Here is a 16622-nt window from a genome sequence, read left to right as displayed (position 1 = left end):
AGATGAAGAGATAAATGTGTTCTATCTATGAAAAGGCGGTTTACAGATGAAGAAGTAGTTGACCTGCTGCTGTCAAATGATTTACGGCAGCACGATCAGGCGCTGATATACCTTTATGAAGCGCTTGAGTCTGTAGTTATTCGATTAATAGAGCGACAGGGCGGTTCACGCGAGGACGGAGAAGAGATGCTTAGCAGCGCCCTGTACGGTTTATTTACCAATGTGCGGGCCGGCCGGTTTCAGCTTCAGGCGTCGGTCAAACTTGCTACGTATGTGTGTACGCTGGCCAAATACAATTGGTTAAACCAAGTGCGAAAAGCAAAACCCTGGCTTGGTAACACCGTAAGCCTGGCAGACGAATGGATAGTGAACCTACCTCAGGATGAGTCGACAAGCGACGAGCATCAGGAACTGTTTCAGGAACTGATAAGCCGGTTAGGCACAAAATGCCGGGCGTTGCTGGAGGCCTTTGTTGAAGGGTTCTCCATGCAGGAAATTGCTCAGATGCTGTCACTGGGTACGGCCGATAATGCCAAAGCCCACAAATACAATTGTCTAAAAAAACTGGATGCGTTACGAACCAAGCACTCATGAAGAAGCCAACAGGACAACTTGACGAATGGGACTGGATCGAGCGGTACTGGTCTGGCCAGCTCACCCCAACCGAAAAAACGCTTTTTGAGCAGTTGATTCGGGATGACAAACGAGTAGCGCAGGAAGCCGAAGACTTACGGTTTGGCGTTCAATTGGTGGACGAGGTTCGGATACAGACGCATGCCCGCCAGACCTTATACCGCATACGCCAGCGCCGACGTCAGCGCTGGCAGAGGCTGAGCCGTACGGTTATAGGGGCGGGTTGCCTGGCAGCTGCCTGTCTGGCTTTCATACTCTATTTATCATACGCCCCTATCGTGTTGTCTGGGCAGGAAAACGATCCGGGTGTGCTGCGCGAATGGCGGGGGCGCTACCGTATGGATACTGCAGATCAGTTATCGATTCGGCAACAGCAGGCTATCGATCGGTTCTACGAGGGGCAGGCTTATCTGGTGCAGGGGCAGGCGCAGCTGGCCGCCCAGCGCTTTGAAGAGGTGCTGAGCTTTCAGGAGATCAGACCTTATTTTCGGGAAGTGGCTCAGTGGCACCTGATCGTATGTTACCTTAGGACAAAAGAACTACCTAAAGCCGAAGCGCTTTACAAGCAACTTGATCCTCACGGTGAGTATGAGGTCGGACAACTAGAACAATGGAAAATCTGGTGGCACTTACAGCGCCTGCGCCTGTTTGGATAAATGCAGCTGCCGCCAGAAAAAAAATCCGGCACCGGTCAGGCAGAGTAAGCACAGACCACCTATCCATTTGACGGGGGTCTGTTCGCCCGACGCAGGATAGAGCGTTACGGGAGTGCCGATCAAGGTGAAGTTAGCCCAGTGATACGGATGATTCCATCGTCGAAAACGTTTATCTGTCCGAAAGTCGGAACGCGCCTTTTGAAGGGCCAGGTCGGTAGGCAATCCGCGGAGTAGGTGCTGCAGGAAGAGCGTATTCAGAGCCGCGGTGCTTTCGTCCGATGCCGACCAGGAAGTTGTCAGTATGGTCCGACAGCCCGCCATCCGAAAGGCACGGGCTAAGCTGAGCAGTCCTTCGCTCTGCTGAATTACCCCTGCATTGCCGTGGCAGGCACTCAGCACGACCAGTTTTAACTGCTCCAGAGAGAGAGTAGCGATTTCTACGGCCCGAAGTCGATAGTCGGTCCCGTTCGGGTAAAAAGCTACGTAGGAACGTTCCGACTTTTGCCCATCGGCCTGGGCGTGGGTAGCAAGCACGATGACGTCGCTCTGCTTAACCGCCCTAATAAACGTATCTTTAGTGGCTTCTGGGCCAGCCAATATCCGTCCGCCCCAGGCCCGTACTTCGGCCAGCGATTCCCGTAACGGTAATAAGGTATCGGACGTTTGTATGCTTTGGTAATAGGGCGCATAACCAGTGATACGGGGTGGGATGGTCGGCAGGCTATCTAGTCGGGCAAACGTCAGCTCTGCTGAATAGGCATAGCTGATGGCAATCTGCTCGCCGAGGTAACTGGTTGAAGAAACCGACGGGGTAAGCAGGTCAAATGGAATATAATGTAACAGCCCATCGCGGGCGGTAATAAGACGCTCGATGGAGCGCAGTTGATTCTCAATGGGATGAATTAGCGTACGATGGAGCGCAGTCGCTGAGTTTTGTCCCGTATAGATGAACATCCCGGGATCTCGCCGAACCGATTGCCACAAATGGGTGACTGTTTCCGAAAAATGACGGGGTAGTTGTCTCCGGAACACATGGCTACCTGTTTTGGTAATCAGAAAGCCGATTACAAACTGGTCACTAACAAAATACCCTAAGTAGCCGGCCTGTTCAGGCAGCTGCTGCTGAACATATTCAACAGAAACAGGACGGGTTTCGTACTTAAGCGCATAATAACCAGGAAAAGCCTGTTCCAGGCTGTCCAAGAACGCATGCGACTCTACTCTAATATAATTGAGCTGTTTTCGGATACTATCGGGCAAAGCCTCTGGGGGCGTGTCAGCTGCGGCTTTTTCCAAATCTAGTTTTTGCTGCCGCAGGGATTGTTCGCGCTGAATCACCAGGTAGGGTACAGCCCTGGCCATTCTGTACTTTTCGTGCAGCCTATCCGATAAAGCCATTGTCCGGTGACGCTCCATCAACGTAAATAACCGGTTTTTGTCCGTTTCCATCCCGGTTTGCTGAAACAGGTCAAAGCTGCCTGCAAGGGCCCGCTCTATACAAGGGGCTACGTTTGTACTCAAAAAAAACTTGGATTCTTCTGGCATCAGGTTCCTACGCAGCCGGGCGGCAACCGTCAGAGCCAGATCGTAACGCTGTACCGCCTTTGCCAAAGCAGGTCGCTTCCGTTGGTGTATCCACTCATCCCACCATATATCACCTTCGAGTCGCAGTGATTCATAAAGGGTTTTCTCGTTGACTACCGTTCCTATGTAGTCTGCCGAAGAGGCCTGTGCGTCGAGTCGGTAGCAGGATGCCCGGGAGCCCCGGCGCGCAAAATCCAATGCCTGCCAAGGGTTTGACTTCACCCGGGCAATGTGGGAAAGACCAAGCCAGCTGTACGCCATAAACTCACCCCGGGGGCCATAGTGCTGCTGGTGCAGAGCTAAACAGATTCGATAGGCGCGGGCGGCCGTATCTACCTGCTTTGAAGCCCTCAGGCATTCGGCCATGTAGTAACTGGCCTGAATCTCAAAATCTACATTACGCTGCTGCGGCTGTTTAGCAATCAGTTTGCTATACATCATCTGCCCTCGGCGCAGGTTTGCCAATCCCGCAGCCAGGTGTTGGGCAGCCCGGTCGTTATTTCCCAGAATGACATAGCCCCAGCACTGATCAACCGTACCAGGCTTATAGCCACGCAGCGCGCGCTGATAGTAAACAGCAGCCTGGTCATACTGTCGTATCTGAAAAAAATAGTTACCGATGTAGTTATCAATAATGGCTACCAGTCTGCGGTTGCCCGTTTTGCGAGCCAATTCGCCGGCAATCTGTAAGTAATTGAAAGCCTGTTGCAGGTCGCCAGTTCTGCTTAGAAAATAAGCCTGCCCCATATAATATCCGCAGACGTCATCGGTTATTATCCGTCGAAGCCGGGGATGTACAGATAAATATCCGCTCGTCTTACTATACCAATAGGCGGCAGAATCGGCCTGCGGCACCCGGCCGTACGAAGCAGCCGTTAGCGAGAGGAGTTGAAAGTGGAGCGTATCCATGTCGGCTTCTGCCTGGGCCAGCCAATGCAATCCGCTTTTAGCCATCGAAGCACTTTGTCCGTATTTCCCCACTTTATACTGGTTATTGCTCATTATGCACAATAACTCACTCAGCTGCCTGGCCAACTTCAATGCTTCAGCTCGATGCCCGGCCCGAAGAGCACTACTATAGGCATGTTGCTTTTCCTGAAATATGTCCTCAACAGATTGCGGATTTTTAGCCATCCTGGGCTGACGACCATACCCTGGCAATGACAAGGCATGGCCTATTAACAGTATGAGGAAAAAAGCAAAGAGGTGTGGGGCAACATTATTTCTTACCATGAGTAGTAAAACGGCTAAGAACTCCTATTTCCGGCCAGCGAAGCAGTTCCAGGGTGCCGATTTAGCGAACAAACTCAACCTGACAGAGCCTTACCGGTAAAGACACGACTTACTTTAACATCCTGTGCCAGAAGCCAATCAAGACGTCCGGATAGCAACGAAGGCCCGCTCCCTCTGTGGACTTACCGGAAGCGGGTTAGTAATTTATACAAATGCGTGTATTATTTTGCAGGTATATCTATAGGGAATTATCTACACCATTTTACATATGCCTCTTGACTCTGCCGCCGTTCAAATCGGGTACCGGACCGACGACTCTTTGCAGGCTGCCAAAAAGCACGAGATTACGGGCTTCCGGTCGAGTAGCTATCAGGCACCGACTGTGCAAATTCCCCCCAACGATATTGTCTACGACGGAACAGCCCACCTGATGACCGTTGCCCCTACCGGTACCGGTAAAGGCCGCAGCGTGGTGATTCCTACGCTGCTCACCTACCCCGGCTCGGTTGTGGTGCTCGACCCTAAAGGCGAGAACTACGAAGTGACCGCCCGCGCCAGGCGCGAAATGGGGCAGCAAGTGATCCGACTAAATCCTTTCGGAGTCAGTAGCGATGCCACCGACTCGTTTAACGTTATGGATGTGTTTGATCTGCCGGGTATCGATATCGAGACCGAAGCGCAGTTAATGGCCGAGTTGTTTTCGCAGGGGAACCGGGGCTCTAAGGAACCGTTCTGGGATTTGACGGCCGGCATGCTGCTGGCGGGTATCCTGGGGTATGTGGCTTCGGTTAAGTCGCCTGAGGAACGGAATCTGGAGACGGTACGAGATATGCTGTTTGGCGATGGTGTCGTTTTTAATCTGGCTACGATTCTGGATACAGTAGGCAAGAAAATTCCAAAGGCCAGCTATCACCAGATTGCCGCTATTCTGGCTATGCCCGACCAGAACACCCGCCCCAGCGTTATTGCCACGGCCCACGCTTATCTGTCGGCGTATTTAAGTGAGGATGTGATCAGGGCGACGAATACGTCCACGTTTTCGCTCAACGACTTCCGCGATGGCAAGCCCATGTCGATCTACATCATTGTACCGCCCGACAAACTAACCTCGCATCGGGCTCTGATCAAAGTTTGGTTTGGGGTGCTGCTCAAGACCATTACCAGCCGCCAGCATATTCCCGAGCTGCAAACGCTGTTTTTATTGGATGAAGCCGGGCAACTGGGCCACTTTGCTTATCTCTACAGTATCATTACCCTCTGCCGGGGCTACGGGCTTAAATGCTGGACGGTCTGGCAGGATTTCCAGCAGCTCGAATCCAACTACCCGTACGACTGGCAGACGCTGATGAACAATTGTGGCGCCCTGCAGTTTTTCGGGTGCAAAAATCACCAGATTGCCCGAAAAATTGAAGAGGTCACCGGGGTATCGTCGGCCCAGATTCGGCAATTGACAAAAGAACAGCAACTGCTTATGCTGGATGGCACCCCCATTATTGCCCGCAAGCTGGACTACCTGACCGACCCGCTGTACCAGGGCCTCTTTGATCCCAACCCGTTCTATAAACAGCCACCCAAGCCCAGCGCTCCTACCCTATAAGGCCCGCCTGTATGCTGCTCAAAAGTTTGTTTGTCGTCTTTCCCAATGTGCGGCTGCGGGCGCACGAAATTGGCCGGTTTCGGGGCTTTCTTAACCACCAGATCGACTGGCAGAATCCGCTGTTTCACAACCATACCGAAGAACCGAACGGGGTAATCTACCGCTACCCGCGTATTCAGTACCGGATGCACCGGGGCAGGGCCGCTCTGTTTGGTATACAGGACGGATTCGATGCCCTGAGCCAGTTTCTGAATACGCACCTGGATAACCTGCCCGAAGCGTTCTGGGACATAGAACGCGCTGAGCAACGCACCCGGCTCGAACTAACCGAACGCCCCCTGGCCTATACGCTCCATCACTGGCTGGGCCTTAACACCATCCGTAACCGCGATGGCTCCCTGCTCGATCTGGAGTCGGTATATGATGACCTGACCGATGAGGCCCAGCAGCGGGCCATGCTGCAGCGGATACTCACCGCGCAGGTGCTGAAATTCTGTGGCGACATGGGGTGCCGACTGCCGACAGGGGCGCTGCAGGTAAGCGTGGAGGAGGTGCAGGAAACAGGCCTGCGCACGATCAGGAGCCAGACTGGCCAAACGCGGCTCCGGTCGTTTCAGCTTCAGTTCACCACAAACCTGCCCCTGCCCGATCATATGGCGCTGGGCAAGGGCGTCAGTAAAGGGTATGGCTGGCTGGTTCAAGATAAGCCGCGTTGATCCAGCTGACCGGCTCGCCCAAGTCGGGCGTTTGCTGAATGCGTACAAAGGCGGCCCGCAGGCTGTGCAGTTGACTGTCGGCATCGTCGAGGATAAATTCGGCAAACGCCAGTTGCCCCTCCACCTGCTGCTGATACTGCTCCAGCCAGCGCGTCACCGGCCGGCCGCTGCGGTAGTGAATCTCCAGCAGATGCCCCAGTTTTTCTATCTCGGTTAGGGTATCCGTCACAAAGGAAGCAGGTAATTGTACATCCTGCGCGGTCACGACCAGCCCGGTTACTGTTTTGGGCATGGCTGGGGAGCGAACGGCAAACTTGGCCTCGTTGAACGCCAGTCCGAAGGGAGCTATGGTGTTCAGAAACTCCTGCACCTGAGCAGGAGCAATACAGGCCTGGGCGGAAACCGTAAGGTCGTCGGCAAAACGGGTATAGGTCCAGTCGTACGAACGGGCCAGCTCTGTCAGGGCATCATCAACCGGCATGGTGGCCAGGTTAGACAAGACCGGCGAGGTAGGAGCCCCCATGGCGAGCCGACCGCCGTAGGTAGTGAGTTTGGCCAGCAACTCAGCCAGGTCTGGCTCAAACGTGAACACCTCCCGGGTAAAGAGCCGGTACACCCAGTCATAGTTGACCTGGTGGAAAAAGTCCAGGAAATCGGCGTTGAGCATCCAGGGGTTACCCACGTGCCGACGAGCGTTAGTCAGGATATTGCGCGGGTCGTTATCGCCGTCCACACTGATCTGGAAGCCGTATGTCGCCGGGGTCCGGCGCAGATAATACACACATTGCAGGTAGGTGTTGAGCCGTTTCTGGACCTGCTTCAGGTGAGGCTCCGGGTCTTCGATGAGTCGGAACGTGCCGTTTTTCTTCGGTACCCGAAAGGTGTTGTAGCGTGGCTGAAGGGCCAGCAGTTGCAGCAGATGTAGCTGAACGCCCAGGAGCTGGCTCAGACTGGCGGGGTCTGTCAACTGGCCGAACTGCCGGGCCAGCCAGTTAACCCGTTTGCGAGTGTATTTCATGTCAATGGTGTGGCCTCTTGCTATACTGATCTCTTCTCCGTCAGACTCGTACCTATACCCTGGCATTGCTGCCTTACGGATGGCTGTGGGGGCCGCAATCTCTTCTCCGTCAGACTTACGCTCCTACACTATGTTGTCATCAAGCTGGAAAGCACGCATTTCGATCAGTTGTCGCAATCTCTTCTCCGTCAGCCTTACTCTCCTACTTATCATGGAAAAGGAAATCGATTTCACCAATGCAATCTGTCGCAATCTCTTCTCCGTCAGCCTTACTCTCCTACATCCCCGACGAGATCCTTGACGAAATAAGAAGCTGGTAGGCCATGTCGCAATCTCTTCTCCGTCAGCCTTACTCTCCTACCTCACGGGGTTACTCGCTACAAAGAACGGCAATGAGTCGCAATCTCTTCTCCGTCAGACTTACGCTCCTACAGTTCAATGAATGTCATGGCCACATTCTCTTATGTCGCAATCTCTTCTCCGTCAGACTTACTCTCCTACTTATCATGGAAAAGGAAATCGATTTCACCAATGCAATCTGTCGCAATCTCTTCTCCGTCAGCCTTACTCTCCTACATCCCCGACGAGATCCTTGACGAAATAAGAAGCTGGTAGGCCATGTCGCAATCTCTTCTCCGTCAGCCTTACTCTCCTACCTCACGGGGTTACTCGCTACAAAGAACGGCAATGAGTCGCAATCTCTTCTCCGTCAGACTTACGCTCCTACAGTTCAATGAATGTCATGGCCACATTCTCTTATGTCGCAATCTCTTCTCCGTCAGACTTACTCTCCTACAAATCCGAAGATTTATTAGAAGAAGCAAAACAGACAGTGTCGCAATCTCTTCTCCGTCAGACTTACTCTCCTACAAGCAACAACAGCTGAAAAAGAATTTGCTGAAATGTCGCAATCTCTTCTCCGTCAGACTTACTCTCCTACTCTGCTGAATGTACACCGGTACATCATGGAGCTGTGGCATCAAAAAATGTCGCAATCTCTTCTCCGTCAGACTTACTCTCCTACCGTACCAACTTCATCACCAAACCTAAAAAGTTGGTATAGTCGCAATCTCTTCTCCGTCAGACTTACTCTCCTACTTGGTATAACAAGATTCCGTGGAAAGGGCATTACCTTTTGTCGCAATCTCTTCTCCGTCAGACTTACTCTCCTACAGGTGGAGCTAACCTTAGAAAAGCTTTCCTTCAAAATGTCGCAATCTCTTCTCCGTCAGACTTACGCTCCTACTTGCAAAGGCACTGTTGGCGGCTTTTGACGGACAGGTCGCAATCTCTTCTCCGTCAGACTTACGCTCCTACATGACTTCTTCGCGCCAGAAGGCTTTATTCTCAAGTCGCAATCTCTTCTCCGTCAGACTTACGCTCCTACGTGGGAAAAGACTGTCTTTGCTTACGTATGGATTGTCTGGTCGCAATCTCTTCTCCGTCAGACTTACGCTCCTACCGCATTTTTTTGTAATATACTGGTATTCATAAGTATTATCCTCTTTTTTTGCTGGTCCTGAATGCCGATTTTATGCATTTGGTTTAAAACTAAGTTATATAATGAGTGTCAACGCCTGATGACAATGATACGTCCAGTCGGGCGGCCCGTGGCCCAGCCAGTCCGTTTTGCGGGCGTAGGCTTCGGCCAGCGGCATGAGCATGAATTGAGTACCGGCCGGATCGGCATCGAGCAGGTATCGGTTTATCTCGGTCAACAGCCGCTGTTGACCGCCGTCGTCGAGGGTGCCCACAAATACTGACCGTTGAAGCCTTTCCAGACCGGCGGCTAACAGGCTGTTGGCTACTTTCAGCCGCAGCTTATCGTTTTCAATGTCATAACTGGCTAAATATAACATGGTCAGGCAGGTAAAGGAAATAGGTCTATTTTCTGGCGTAATGCACTGGCATAGCGGTAAATACTGCCCGTGCGGGACACCTGGTAAGTATGAAATGGTTCGCGCCCGGTCAGGTATTCGTTCCAGCGCGGAATCAGGAAGCGTTTACCCGCCCGGTTCAGGTATACCCCGCCCTCGGGTTTGGTATCGGTAAAATCAGCCTGCCACAGCCCGTCCAGACAGAGGTCAATCAGCATCCGGTCGGCCCAGGGCCGGAAGGGTTCAATCAGATCAAACGCCAGCGTAGGGGCGGTGTGTTCATCCACATGAAACAGACCCAGATAGGGGTCGAGTCCGGCGGCCAGGAGCGCGTTTTCTACCAGCGTATAGAGCATACCGTACAGGTAATTCAGAGCCGCATTAAAAGAATCGGTAGCCGGTCGGCGGGTGCGCTGTTCAAAACCCATCGCTTCGGGCAAAGCCGCGGCCACCGCCTGCCAGTAGGCCCGGGCCTGGCTTCCTTCTTTACCCAGCAGAGTGGAGCGCACCCGGGCCAGGGGCAAGGTGAGCTGGTCAGTAGGCAGCAACGGTTCAGGGGCGGTTAACTGCCGGATAGCCTGTTCAGCCGCTTCGGCTGCGGCTGAACGTCGGTTAGTTAGGTGCCGCAACACCTCAACCTGCTGCCCCGCTTTAAGCGCAAACATTTCCAGAACTGCCAGGGTAGCCACTGGGCTATGGAAAAATAAACCTGTTTTCTGCGCAGGGTGGCAATGGTGCCAAAGCGCGGGCTTTGCAGGCTGGCCTGCACATCGCCGGTCTGGTCAAAAAAATAAATCGGAATCTGGTGCTGGGCCGCCAGCCGGATAGCTCCCGCACTCAGCATACAACCCTGGGTCACGGCAATGCTGCTTATTTTCCGGGGCGAAATGAGCCGCTCCGTCTGCTCGTGCCGGATCAGAAAACAGCGGTTCCGCAGTTTCATCACCAGCCCACGGGTATCAAGCAGCAGTTGCATGAGATATCGGGCTTACACCAGTTGACCATAGCCGACGCGGGTTTTGGCTCCCACGCCCAGTTCTTCGATAATAGCCCGGTATAGCGTCTGCCGTTGCTCAGGGGTCAGTAGTTGGCCGGGGCGGTCGGGCAGCATAAACTGAAACGTAACGGGCACCTTCGGCATCACTTTCAGAAACTGGATCGGTATCGGGTTCGTAAACGGGCTCATCCGGGGATTTTTACGGTTTCGGTGGGGCGTAATGAAATCGTTTTTCAGCCATGGCCCGCCATATACCCGGTCTGTTTCGGGAACGTCGGGATTTCCGTTATACCCAATCAGCCCGTCGCAGAACGTGTCTCGCTGGTTCATTGGCAACTCAACATAGGTGTCACTACCAGCGGACTTGGGCATCTGGCCATCAAACAATTCGCGTTCCAACTGCTGCACAAATAAATCGGGAAAGTCATCACCAGCGTTCACGGCGGGTGATTTGAGCAGGTACCGGATGAAGCCATCGGCCCGGTTGTGCAAGGGATTCGTTTTAGGATCGCCGGGAAACGCACTCCGCAATAACCCTTTCACCGACGAACCCGGCAGGATGGGGAGGCCGGTGGTAAAATCGAACGAGAAACCGAGTTTCAATTCGTTTTCACTGCCCGTTTCGTGCCGGTAGCCGCTACCTGCCAGCAAGCCCGGGTAGGTAGTATGCAGACAAAAGGCGGTAGAGCCGGGCAGCTGCAAGGCCGCAAAAGCCGAGCGGTACTGGGTGGCGCGGGCCTCGTAAAATGCGTTGTTGTGGACGTGAAGCTCGGGAAACGGATTGGCGCCGGGTTGGGGCTCCCGGAAATAATCGACGTAGTATTTCCAGTGCAGATTTGGATAAATAGGCATGGCGGGAGTGGTCAGGCTGGAGAGGTGAGTTCGGCATTGGTTGGGGCGGCATCTATTCTGCCGTCATCAAACGGAAAGGTGCGCATAGCCAGTTTAAGCGCAACGGCCGCGTTCATGACTTCGCGCCGAAGTTTATTTCGGCGGGCGGGGGTATCGTTGCAGGCAAAGGCGTGGTTCACGAACGCCTGCGGACTGGGCTGATCCAGCAGCTTACCTATTAATTCAACCACCAGCGGCCGTGCCTCTTTCTCATGGGTATTGGCATCGGTGGCTTTATAAAGCAACAGCGTCGGCAACACGCCCGACTGCCGCACATCGACCCCGAACGAGGATACATACCCCCGATACACGGCCGGAATTTTACCGGTCTGCGTCAGCAGTCCCGTTCTTTCCTGAATGAGCCTCCTTGCTTCGGCTAAGTGTTTTTCAATTGGGTTCATACGTGGTCAATTTAACTGATCTCTTCTCCGTCAGACTCCTATTTCTACGCGATCGGTATCATATCGTAAAGCAGCACGGAGTCGCAATCCCTTCTCCGTCAGACTTACACTCCTACAACGACGATCAAAGTCGCTGTAACCGCAGCAAACAACAATGTCGCAATCTCTTCTCCGTCAGACTTGCGCTCCTACCGATTTTTCCCCGGAAAAACGGCTGTTTCCCAAGTAGCGAGGATGTCGCCATGTCGCAATCTCTTCTCCGTCAGACTTGCGCTCCTACGGCCGATTCCATAGCACTAAAAAGCGCCAATGGCAAGTCGCAATCTCTTCTCCGTCAGACTCTCACTCCTACACTCCTGGGTTAAGAAGCAATCTGGGTACCGTGGTAGTGTCGCAATCTCTTCTCCGTCAGACTCTCACTCCTACTTTCGGAGCTAAAAAAAGAGGACGTGGAGTGGATTAAGTCGCAATCTCTTCTCCGTCAGACTCTCACTCCTACAGCTTACGCCCCATTTGCAAGGTTAATTGCCTGATGTCGCAATCTCTTCTCCGTCAGACTCTCACTCCTACTTTTCTTAGGCGGTAATGATGCAGAAATGCGTCAGAGTCGCAATCTCTTCTCCGTCAGACTCTCACTCCTACGCAACTGGATATTCCAGCTGACGTTTATAGGACTGATGTCGCAATCTCTTCTCCGTCAGACTCTCACTCCCACAAATGCAATTAGCAGATACAGTAAGCTATGAGAGTTTTATGTCGCAATCTCTTCTCCGTCAGACTCTCACTCCTACTTTTCTCTCAGGCGATCTAGCATCCCAGATGCTGTTGTCGCAATCTCTTCTCCGTCAGACTTACGCTCCTACACTTTTTGCACAATCTAACAATGTTGTTAAAATTAAGTCGTAATCTCTTCTCCGTCAGACTTACACTCCTACTCATCGGCATAAACAACTGTCAATTTGAAGGTGGTAGTGTCGCAATCTCTTCTCCGTCAGCCTTACGCTCCTACAGGAATGGGCAGATGCGGCTACGGGCCGTGTCGGTGGGTCGCAATCTCTTCTCCGTCAGACTCTCACTCCTACTCACAGTGTAGAATTAAAGGTTGTAACAAACCTGTCGCAATCTCTTCTCCGTCAGACTCTCACTCCTACCACTCGTGCATTGGGCAAAATCTCCCAGGATAAAGTCGCAATCTCTTCTCCGTCAGACTCTCACTCCTACCGCATTTTTCTTTAATTATCTGATATTCAGGGTTATTATCCTCTTTTTTTGCTGGTTCTGAAAGCCGTTTTTATGCATTTGAGTTAAATTGGCTTATAAAGACAGGCTCACGATACAAGTGTATTAGTCGGTAGTCTTGTCATCGTGCATTGTCCGTATCCAATGGTAGCGTTAGCCCCAATTTGCACGGGTCTTCCTGCTGTATGCAGTGTATCGTAGAACGTATTTTGGTTATGGGGGTGGCGCACTAAGAAGGTAAAGCGCGTTTGGCGGGGCACAATTTCTTCATACCACAGGTTCACACTCCGCCCGTTTTCCAGGTTGTTACGGGCAATTACCGGTAGCCGACCAGCCAGTTCTTTCAGGTCAGTATCGTGAAACAGGGCTATGTCGCCCGACGTAAAGCCCAGCAGCGTGTTCAGGGCAGGAATGGGGGCACCGGTCCGGGCGGTGTAGTCGTCCAGCATCAATTCATCCTGCTCCGTAAATGACCGGGTGGTCAGCGCCAGCGGGTGACCTTCTACAGGCTCGGGACGGGCGTTCAGGGCGTCTATGATACTTTGTGCCGGTTCGTAGGCAAGGCCAAACTCGGTTAATTGCGTCAGGCAATCAATCAGCAGGGTTTTGGAGGTGGCCAGCATAAACGGCAGGTGGCTGCACCGTACGGGCAGGGCCAGCAGCCGGCCTTCAAAAAACTGGTGGGTTCCCTGACCCAGTTGGGTGCTGTTGCCGCGTTTGGTGTCGTTCCCGAATATAGTGTTGACCACATCAGAGTCTTTCTTGTCGGTTTCGCCAGGTAGTTCCTGGCGAAACCACTCCCGCAAGGCTCCCTTCAGGCTCGATGCGTGAATTACGGGCAACTCGTTGATCGGGTCGCGCTGGACTTCCTTGTCCACAATATCATAGTTGGTGTCGCCCCGTCCGGCGTGGAGGTGGGTCAGGCAGGTAATCAGGTACCAGTCGCAGGTTGAAGCAGGCATGGTTAGGCTGGGGTTGGCGTGAACAAAGTTGGGTCGGGCACTTGATTCATCAGGGTATAGGCATTGTAGCCAATGCGTCGGAAGTGTCGGGGTTTGTCGAGAAGCTGGCGCAGTGCCGTGGTTTGTCCATCTTTCACATACAGCACCGAGCCCCGTTCGAGCAGCAGTTGTCTGTGCTGTCCCCGCTGTGGCATGGCGTCATTAGGCTTTCTGTCGCGGTTTAAATCGGCATAGTTTGTTACCATATTACTGGTTTCAATTGCCCTGAAATCTACGGTTTCCGACACGGCAAAGTCGCAGTGCTCATACACCTCATTGGTCACCAGGGCATCGCTCAGGAGCGTCAGGCGGGCGGGACCACCCGTATCGGGTTGGGCAGGTAGGGCCAGCAAGTCAGCGACGTTTAGCACGGGTTCCATTGTCAGTCGAAATGGTCGACCTTCGCCCCCCACGGTGGCCCAGCCGTTGGTGAGCAGGTGGGGTGTCAGGGTGTCAGCGGCTTCGTCGGCCAGATAAGCGACGAAGGCAAACGACCAGTCGGGGGTAGCAAATCGGTAATAGGTCTGTTTGTAAAAGCCCTGCTCGTCTTCGGTGCGTTTGTCGAGTTTCAAAATTCCCTCCTGTGTCTGTGGCACATACACGCTATCGAGTAGGCAGGTGTTACCATGCCGGTTTATCAACTGCCGGGCAATACCCTTCTTGGGATCATAGCCCTTTACGGCTTTCGGCAGGTTTGACTGAATTGCCTGCCCCAGAAACGTACTCCCGCCCCTAGTCTGCCATTGCCAGCTAATGCCCCAGTCGAAAGGGGCCATCAAATAAGAGGTGTCCTGGTGCAGCCAGAACAGCGGTGACAACCCGTGGATATGGCCATAGGATTTATCCTCACGGTCATTATTTTTAAAACTATGCCTACCAATCCATTCATTGCTTTTATCAGGCACGGGCCGACCGCCAGTGGCTAACCAGCCTTTTGCTTCCAGCAGTTTGTAACGCAGTACACCCAGCAAGGTTGTTTGTTGCGGGTAGTAGTTCGACTTCACAAAGTAATTGGCGTTGACACCGGCCTGGGCGTTTGCGCCGTCATAGCCAAACGAGCGTTCACCGCCAAAGAAGAATGTGTCTACGGGTTTAAGTCGAAACAGGTAGGGATGGATAGCCATGCGGATCAGTTGAGTTCGGTGGAGGTCAGAAAACCGTGGGTTCGCAACAGCGCGTAGGCTGATCGTATCGCCGTATCGGGCTTGTCCGGATAATCGGTGAAGCAATCGTTTAGGAGCAGCACCACTATATCCAGAAATGCTTTGGCGTCATCCTGATGGATTTCCTCGTTGAAACTATTATCGAAAAAGGCTTGCAGAGCCGCTTTATCTGAGCCAATCTGTTTGAGCAAAAATTCATTCTCCCGGATTTTGTGCATGACGGAGGTCAATGTCCGGTCGGCATCGGTTTTGGCGGTATTGAGCAACCCGATCAGGTGTTGAAACGAGTCGCTGTTAATCCGGAACGCACCTTCCAGCGGCTGTCCACTGTGCTTTTGAATACGTAGGCCAATCGTATTTTTTCCATCCGTCTGCTTAGCTACCCCGACTAGCTGCCTGGCAGCGGCCTGCCGGGCTTCAAAGAGGGGAAATTTGTAGTAGGTAATCGACACCCCAAAGGAAAGCGTCGGACTGTGGTTACCTTCCCCAACCGGAAATTGCTTAGCCGAAAAGGCAGTTGTGAACAACTTATCTAACCGAATCAGCAAATCGAAGATGGTTTCATTCTGCCGCAGGACAGGCGCGAAGAAAAGCAGATCGTCGCCCCCGGCGTAGATATTCATGCCACCATACCTGGCAATTTCTTCAGCGGCATTAATGGCGAAGTCGCTCAGGCTTTTCGAGAATTTCTGATAATCGTCCGGCTTCAGTTTAGCAATTACTTTTCCCACATTATCGCCATCGGCCTGCACCACCGCAATGTATTTGTGGGCGGGCCGGAAGATCCGTGTAGGGACGGGGGTAGCCGTGGCGGCATTATGTGTTGACAGATAGGCAATGAGTTTGTTTTCTTCCGCAACCGGGTCGGTTTCGCCAATTTCTTCTGAGTCCTCGGATACGGGTTTGATCGCTTCGGAAAAAGAAACAGGGCCAGAATTGGTCGATTTACGGCCGGAACGTTTGGCTCCAATCGCTTTGTATTCGTTGGTGTCCGAAAAGTCTCTGGCCGCTACTTCCAGGATGGTCTCGAAACTGTGGTTACTGCCAAACGCATCATCAGTCAGAAACGATTTCGTCACCCGGTCGAAGAGGTCTCGCAGAAACGACTGGTCGGTTGAGTTAATGCTGCGCTGAAGCTCCAGCGTATCCAGATAAGGCATAATAGCCTGAATAACGTTCTGGTCCGGCTCCACCGGTATTTCGAGAGCGTACAGCTGTAAGTAGTTCCTAAGGAAAGTCAGGACGTTTCCGTTAATGCTGGCGGTTAACCGCATCTGCTCCGTTAGGTCTATCAGGGTATCGTCAATGATTTTCTCCAGCGTGGACAGCTGTCCTGGCTCGGGTATTTGCAGAATGAACCGATCCGGGAACAAGCCCGCCCCCTGCGCGTTCTTTTTCCGTTCGGCAGCGGGTTTGTAGAGATCGTCCAGGCCATCTACAATGGCGGGCACAATGAACGTACCCGCCGGAATCTTTTGCTGGATTCGTCGGGTGACCTCTTTGACCAGGTACGAAAATAGATAACTCGACGCCCACAACTCGCGGGTAAACCGCGCGCCGTCCATGGTTCGATAAATCGGCCCAATGGTAAAGGCAAGATAGTAGTTAGGCATAGA

At 52.9% G+C, this 16622-nt stretch carries 14 protein-coding genes and 2 CRISPR repeat arrays; of the genes, 4 read left to right on the top strand and 10 right to left on the bottom strand.

Going from position 1 to position 16622, the window contains the following annotated elements; genetic code table 11:
* Window positions 1-27 precede the first annotated feature (27 nt).
* Complete coding sequence (locus EQG79_RS09250; RefSeq protein ID WP_129601275.1) at window positions 28-594, top strand: RNA polymerase sigma factor; 567 nt, start codon at window positions 28-30, stop codon at window positions 592-594.
* On the top strand, window positions 591-1289 hold the full coding sequence (locus EQG79_RS09245) for a tetratricopeptide repeat protein (RefSeq protein WP_129601274.1): 699 nt from the start codon (window positions 591-593) through the stop codon (window positions 1287-1289). The genes EQG79_RS09250 and EQG79_RS09245 overlap by 4 nt, the downstream gene beginning before the upstream one ends.
* On the opposite strand, the gene EQG79_RS09240 is transcribed toward EQG79_RS09245, so the two are convergent.
* Window positions 1263-3875: a CHAT domain-containing protein gene (locus tag EQG79_RS09240; RefSeq protein ID WP_165358862.1), complete on the bottom strand. Its 2613-nt coding sequence runs from the start codon at window positions 3873-3875 to the stop codon at window positions 1263-1265. The genes EQG79_RS09245 and EQG79_RS09240 overlap by 27 nt on opposite strands.
* A 499-nt stretch (window positions 3876-4374) precedes the next feature.
* Here EQG79_RS09240 and EQG79_RS09235 point away from each other — a divergent pair, with 499 nt between their 5' ends.
* Both EQG79_RS09235 and EQG79_RS09230 read left to right on the top strand, forming a co-directional pair.
* Window positions 4375-5703: a type IV secretory system conjugative DNA transfer family protein gene (locus EQG79_RS09235; RefSeq protein ID WP_129601272.1), complete on the top strand. Its 1329-nt coding sequence runs from the start codon at window positions 4375-4377 to the stop codon at window positions 5701-5703.
* A gap of 11 nt (window positions 5704-5714) precedes the next feature.
* A complete protein-coding gene (locus tag EQG79_RS09230; RefSeq protein WP_129601271.1) occupies window positions 5715-6419 on the top strand; it encodes a CRISPR-associated endonuclease Cas6 in 705 nt (234 codons plus the stop codon).
* On the opposite strand, the gene EQG79_RS09225 is transcribed toward EQG79_RS09230, so the two are convergent.
* The 9 genes from EQG79_RS09225 to cas10 form a co-directional block, all read right to left on the bottom strand.
* Window positions 6376-7437 carry a reverse transcriptase family protein gene (locus tag EQG79_RS09225; RefSeq protein ID WP_165358861.1) on the bottom strand — a complete coding sequence of 354 codons (1062 nt, stop codon included), beginning with the start codon at window positions 7435-7437 and terminating at the stop codon, window positions 6376-6378. The genes EQG79_RS09230 and EQG79_RS09225 overlap by 44 nt on opposite strands.
* Before the next feature lie 91 nt (window positions 7438-7528).
* Window positions 7529-8899: direct repeats of the CRISPR family, unit length 36 nt; unit sequence GTCGCAATCTCTTCTCCGTCAGACTTACGCTCCTAC.
* Window positions 8900-8993: 94 nt separating this feature from the next.
* Window positions 8994-9296, bottom strand: coding sequence for a CRISPR-associated endonuclease Cas2 (cas2, locus tag EQG79_RS09220; RefSeq protein WP_129601269.1), 303 nt, complete (start codon window positions 9294-9296; stop codon window positions 8994-8996).
* A 2-nt stretch (window positions 9297-9298) separates the two neighbouring features.
* Window positions 9299-9979: a CRISPR-associated endonuclease Cas1 gene (cas1, locus tag EQG79_RS09215; RefSeq protein WP_129601268.1), complete on the bottom strand. Its 681-nt coding sequence runs from the start codon at window positions 9977-9979 to the stop codon at window positions 9299-9301.
* Entirely contained in the window at window positions 9931-10290 is a 360-nt protein-coding gene (locus EQG79_RS31455; RefSeq protein ID WP_129601267.1) for a CRISPR-associated endonuclease Cas1, read from the bottom strand. Before EQG79_RS31455 ends, cas1 begins: the two co-directional genes overlap by 49 nt.
* Before the next feature lie 12 nt (window positions 10291-10302).
* The gene (gene cmr6, locus EQG79_RS09205; protein WP_129601266.1) at window positions 10303-11163 is read right to left on the bottom strand and encodes a type III-B CRISPR module RAMP protein Cmr6; all 861 of its coding nucleotides are present in this window, start codon (window positions 11161-11163) and stop codon (window positions 10303-10305) included.
* Window positions 11164-11174: 11 nt separating this feature from the next.
* Window positions 11175-11603, bottom strand: coding sequence for a type III-B CRISPR module-associated protein Cmr5 (locus tag EQG79_RS09200; protein ID WP_129601265.1), 429 nt, complete (start codon window positions 11601-11603; stop codon window positions 11175-11177).
* Window positions 11604-11683: 80 nt separating this feature from the next.
* Window positions 11684-12824: a CRISPR direct-repeat array (repeat unit 36 nt; unit sequence GTCGCAATCTCTTCTCCGTCAGACTCTCACTCCTAC).
* Between the two features lie 107 nt (window positions 12825-12931).
* A complete protein-coding gene (gene cmr4 / locus EQG79_RS09195; RefSeq protein WP_129601264.1) occupies window positions 12932-13804 on the bottom strand; it encodes a type III-B CRISPR module RAMP protein Cmr4 in 873 nt (290 codons plus the stop codon).
* A gap of 2 nt (window positions 13805-13806) precedes the next feature.
* Window positions 13807-14967 carry a type III-B CRISPR module-associated Cmr3 family protein gene (locus EQG79_RS09190; protein WP_129601263.1) on the bottom strand — a complete coding sequence of 387 codons (1161 nt, stop codon included), beginning with the start codon at window positions 14965-14967 and terminating at the stop codon, window positions 13807-13809.
* Window positions 14968-14972: 5 nt separating this feature from the next.
* Window positions 14973-16619, bottom strand: a complete 1647-nt coding sequence (gene cas10, locus EQG79_RS09185; protein ID WP_129601262.1) for a type III-B CRISPR-associated protein Cas10/Cmr2 — start codon at window positions 16617-16619, stop codon at window positions 14973-14975.
* Between the last annotated feature and the right edge of the window lie 3 nt (window positions 16620-16622).

The organism is Spirosoma sordidisoli, from assembly GCF_004138325.1.
Taxonomy (GTDB): Bacteria; Bacteroidota; Bacteroidia; order Cytophagales; family Spirosomataceae; genus Spirosoma; species Spirosoma sordidisoli.
The sequence above is the reverse complement of the archived record's forward strand: the minus strand, read 5'-3'. Positions and strand labels throughout refer to the sequence as shown.

Coding starts and splice junctions, on each gene's coding strand:
- EQG79_RS09250 (WP_129601275.1), top strand. CDS start 28: ATGAAAAGGCGGTTTACAGATGAAGAAGTAGTTGACCTGCTGCTGTCA.
- EQG79_RS09245 (WP_129601274.1), top strand. CDS start 591: ATGAAGAAGCCAACAGGACAACTTGACGAATGGGACTGGATCGAGCGG.
- EQG79_RS09240 (WP_165358862.1), bottom strand. CDS start 3,875: ATGAGCAATAACCAGTATAAAGTGGGGAAATACGGACAAAGTGCTTCG.
- EQG79_RS09235 (WP_129601272.1), top strand. CDS start 4,375: ATGCCTCTTGACTCTGCCGCCGTTCAAATCGGGTACCGGACCGACGAC.
- EQG79_RS09230 (WP_129601271.1), top strand. CDS start 5,715: ATGCTGCTCAAAAGTTTGTTTGTCGTCTTTCCCAATGTGCGGCTGCGG.
- EQG79_RS09225 (WP_165358861.1), bottom strand. CDS start 7,437: ATGAAATACACTCGCAAACGGGTTAACTGGCTGGCCCGGCAGTTCGGC.
- cas2 (WP_129601269.1), bottom strand. CDS start 9,296: ATGTTATATTTAGCCAGTTATGACATTGAAAACGATAAGCTGCGGCTG.
- cas1 (WP_129601268.1), bottom strand. CDS start 9,979: ATGTTTGCGCTTAAAGCGGGGCAGCAGGTTGAGGTGTTGCGGCACCTA.
- EQG79_RS31455 (WP_129601267.1), bottom strand. CDS start 10,290: ATGCAACTGCTGCTTGATACCCGTGGGCTGGTGATGAAACTGCGGAAC.
- cmr6 (WP_129601266.1), bottom strand. CDS start 11,163: ATGCCTATTTATCCAAATCTGCACTGGAAATACTACGTCGATTATTTC.
- EQG79_RS09200 (WP_129601265.1), bottom strand. CDS start 11,603: ATGAACCCAATTGAAAAACACTTAGCCGAAGCAAGGAGGCTCATTCAG.
- cmr4 (WP_129601264.1), bottom strand. CDS start 13,804: ATGCCTGCTTCAACCTGCGACTGGTACCTGATTACCTGCCTGACCCAC.
- EQG79_RS09190 (WP_129601263.1), bottom strand. CDS start 14,967: ATGGCTATCCATCCCTACCTGTTTCGACTTAAACCCGTAGACACATTC.
- cas10 (WP_129601262.1), bottom strand. CDS start 16,619: ATGCCTAACTACTATCTTGCCTTTACCATTGGGCCGATTTATCGAACC.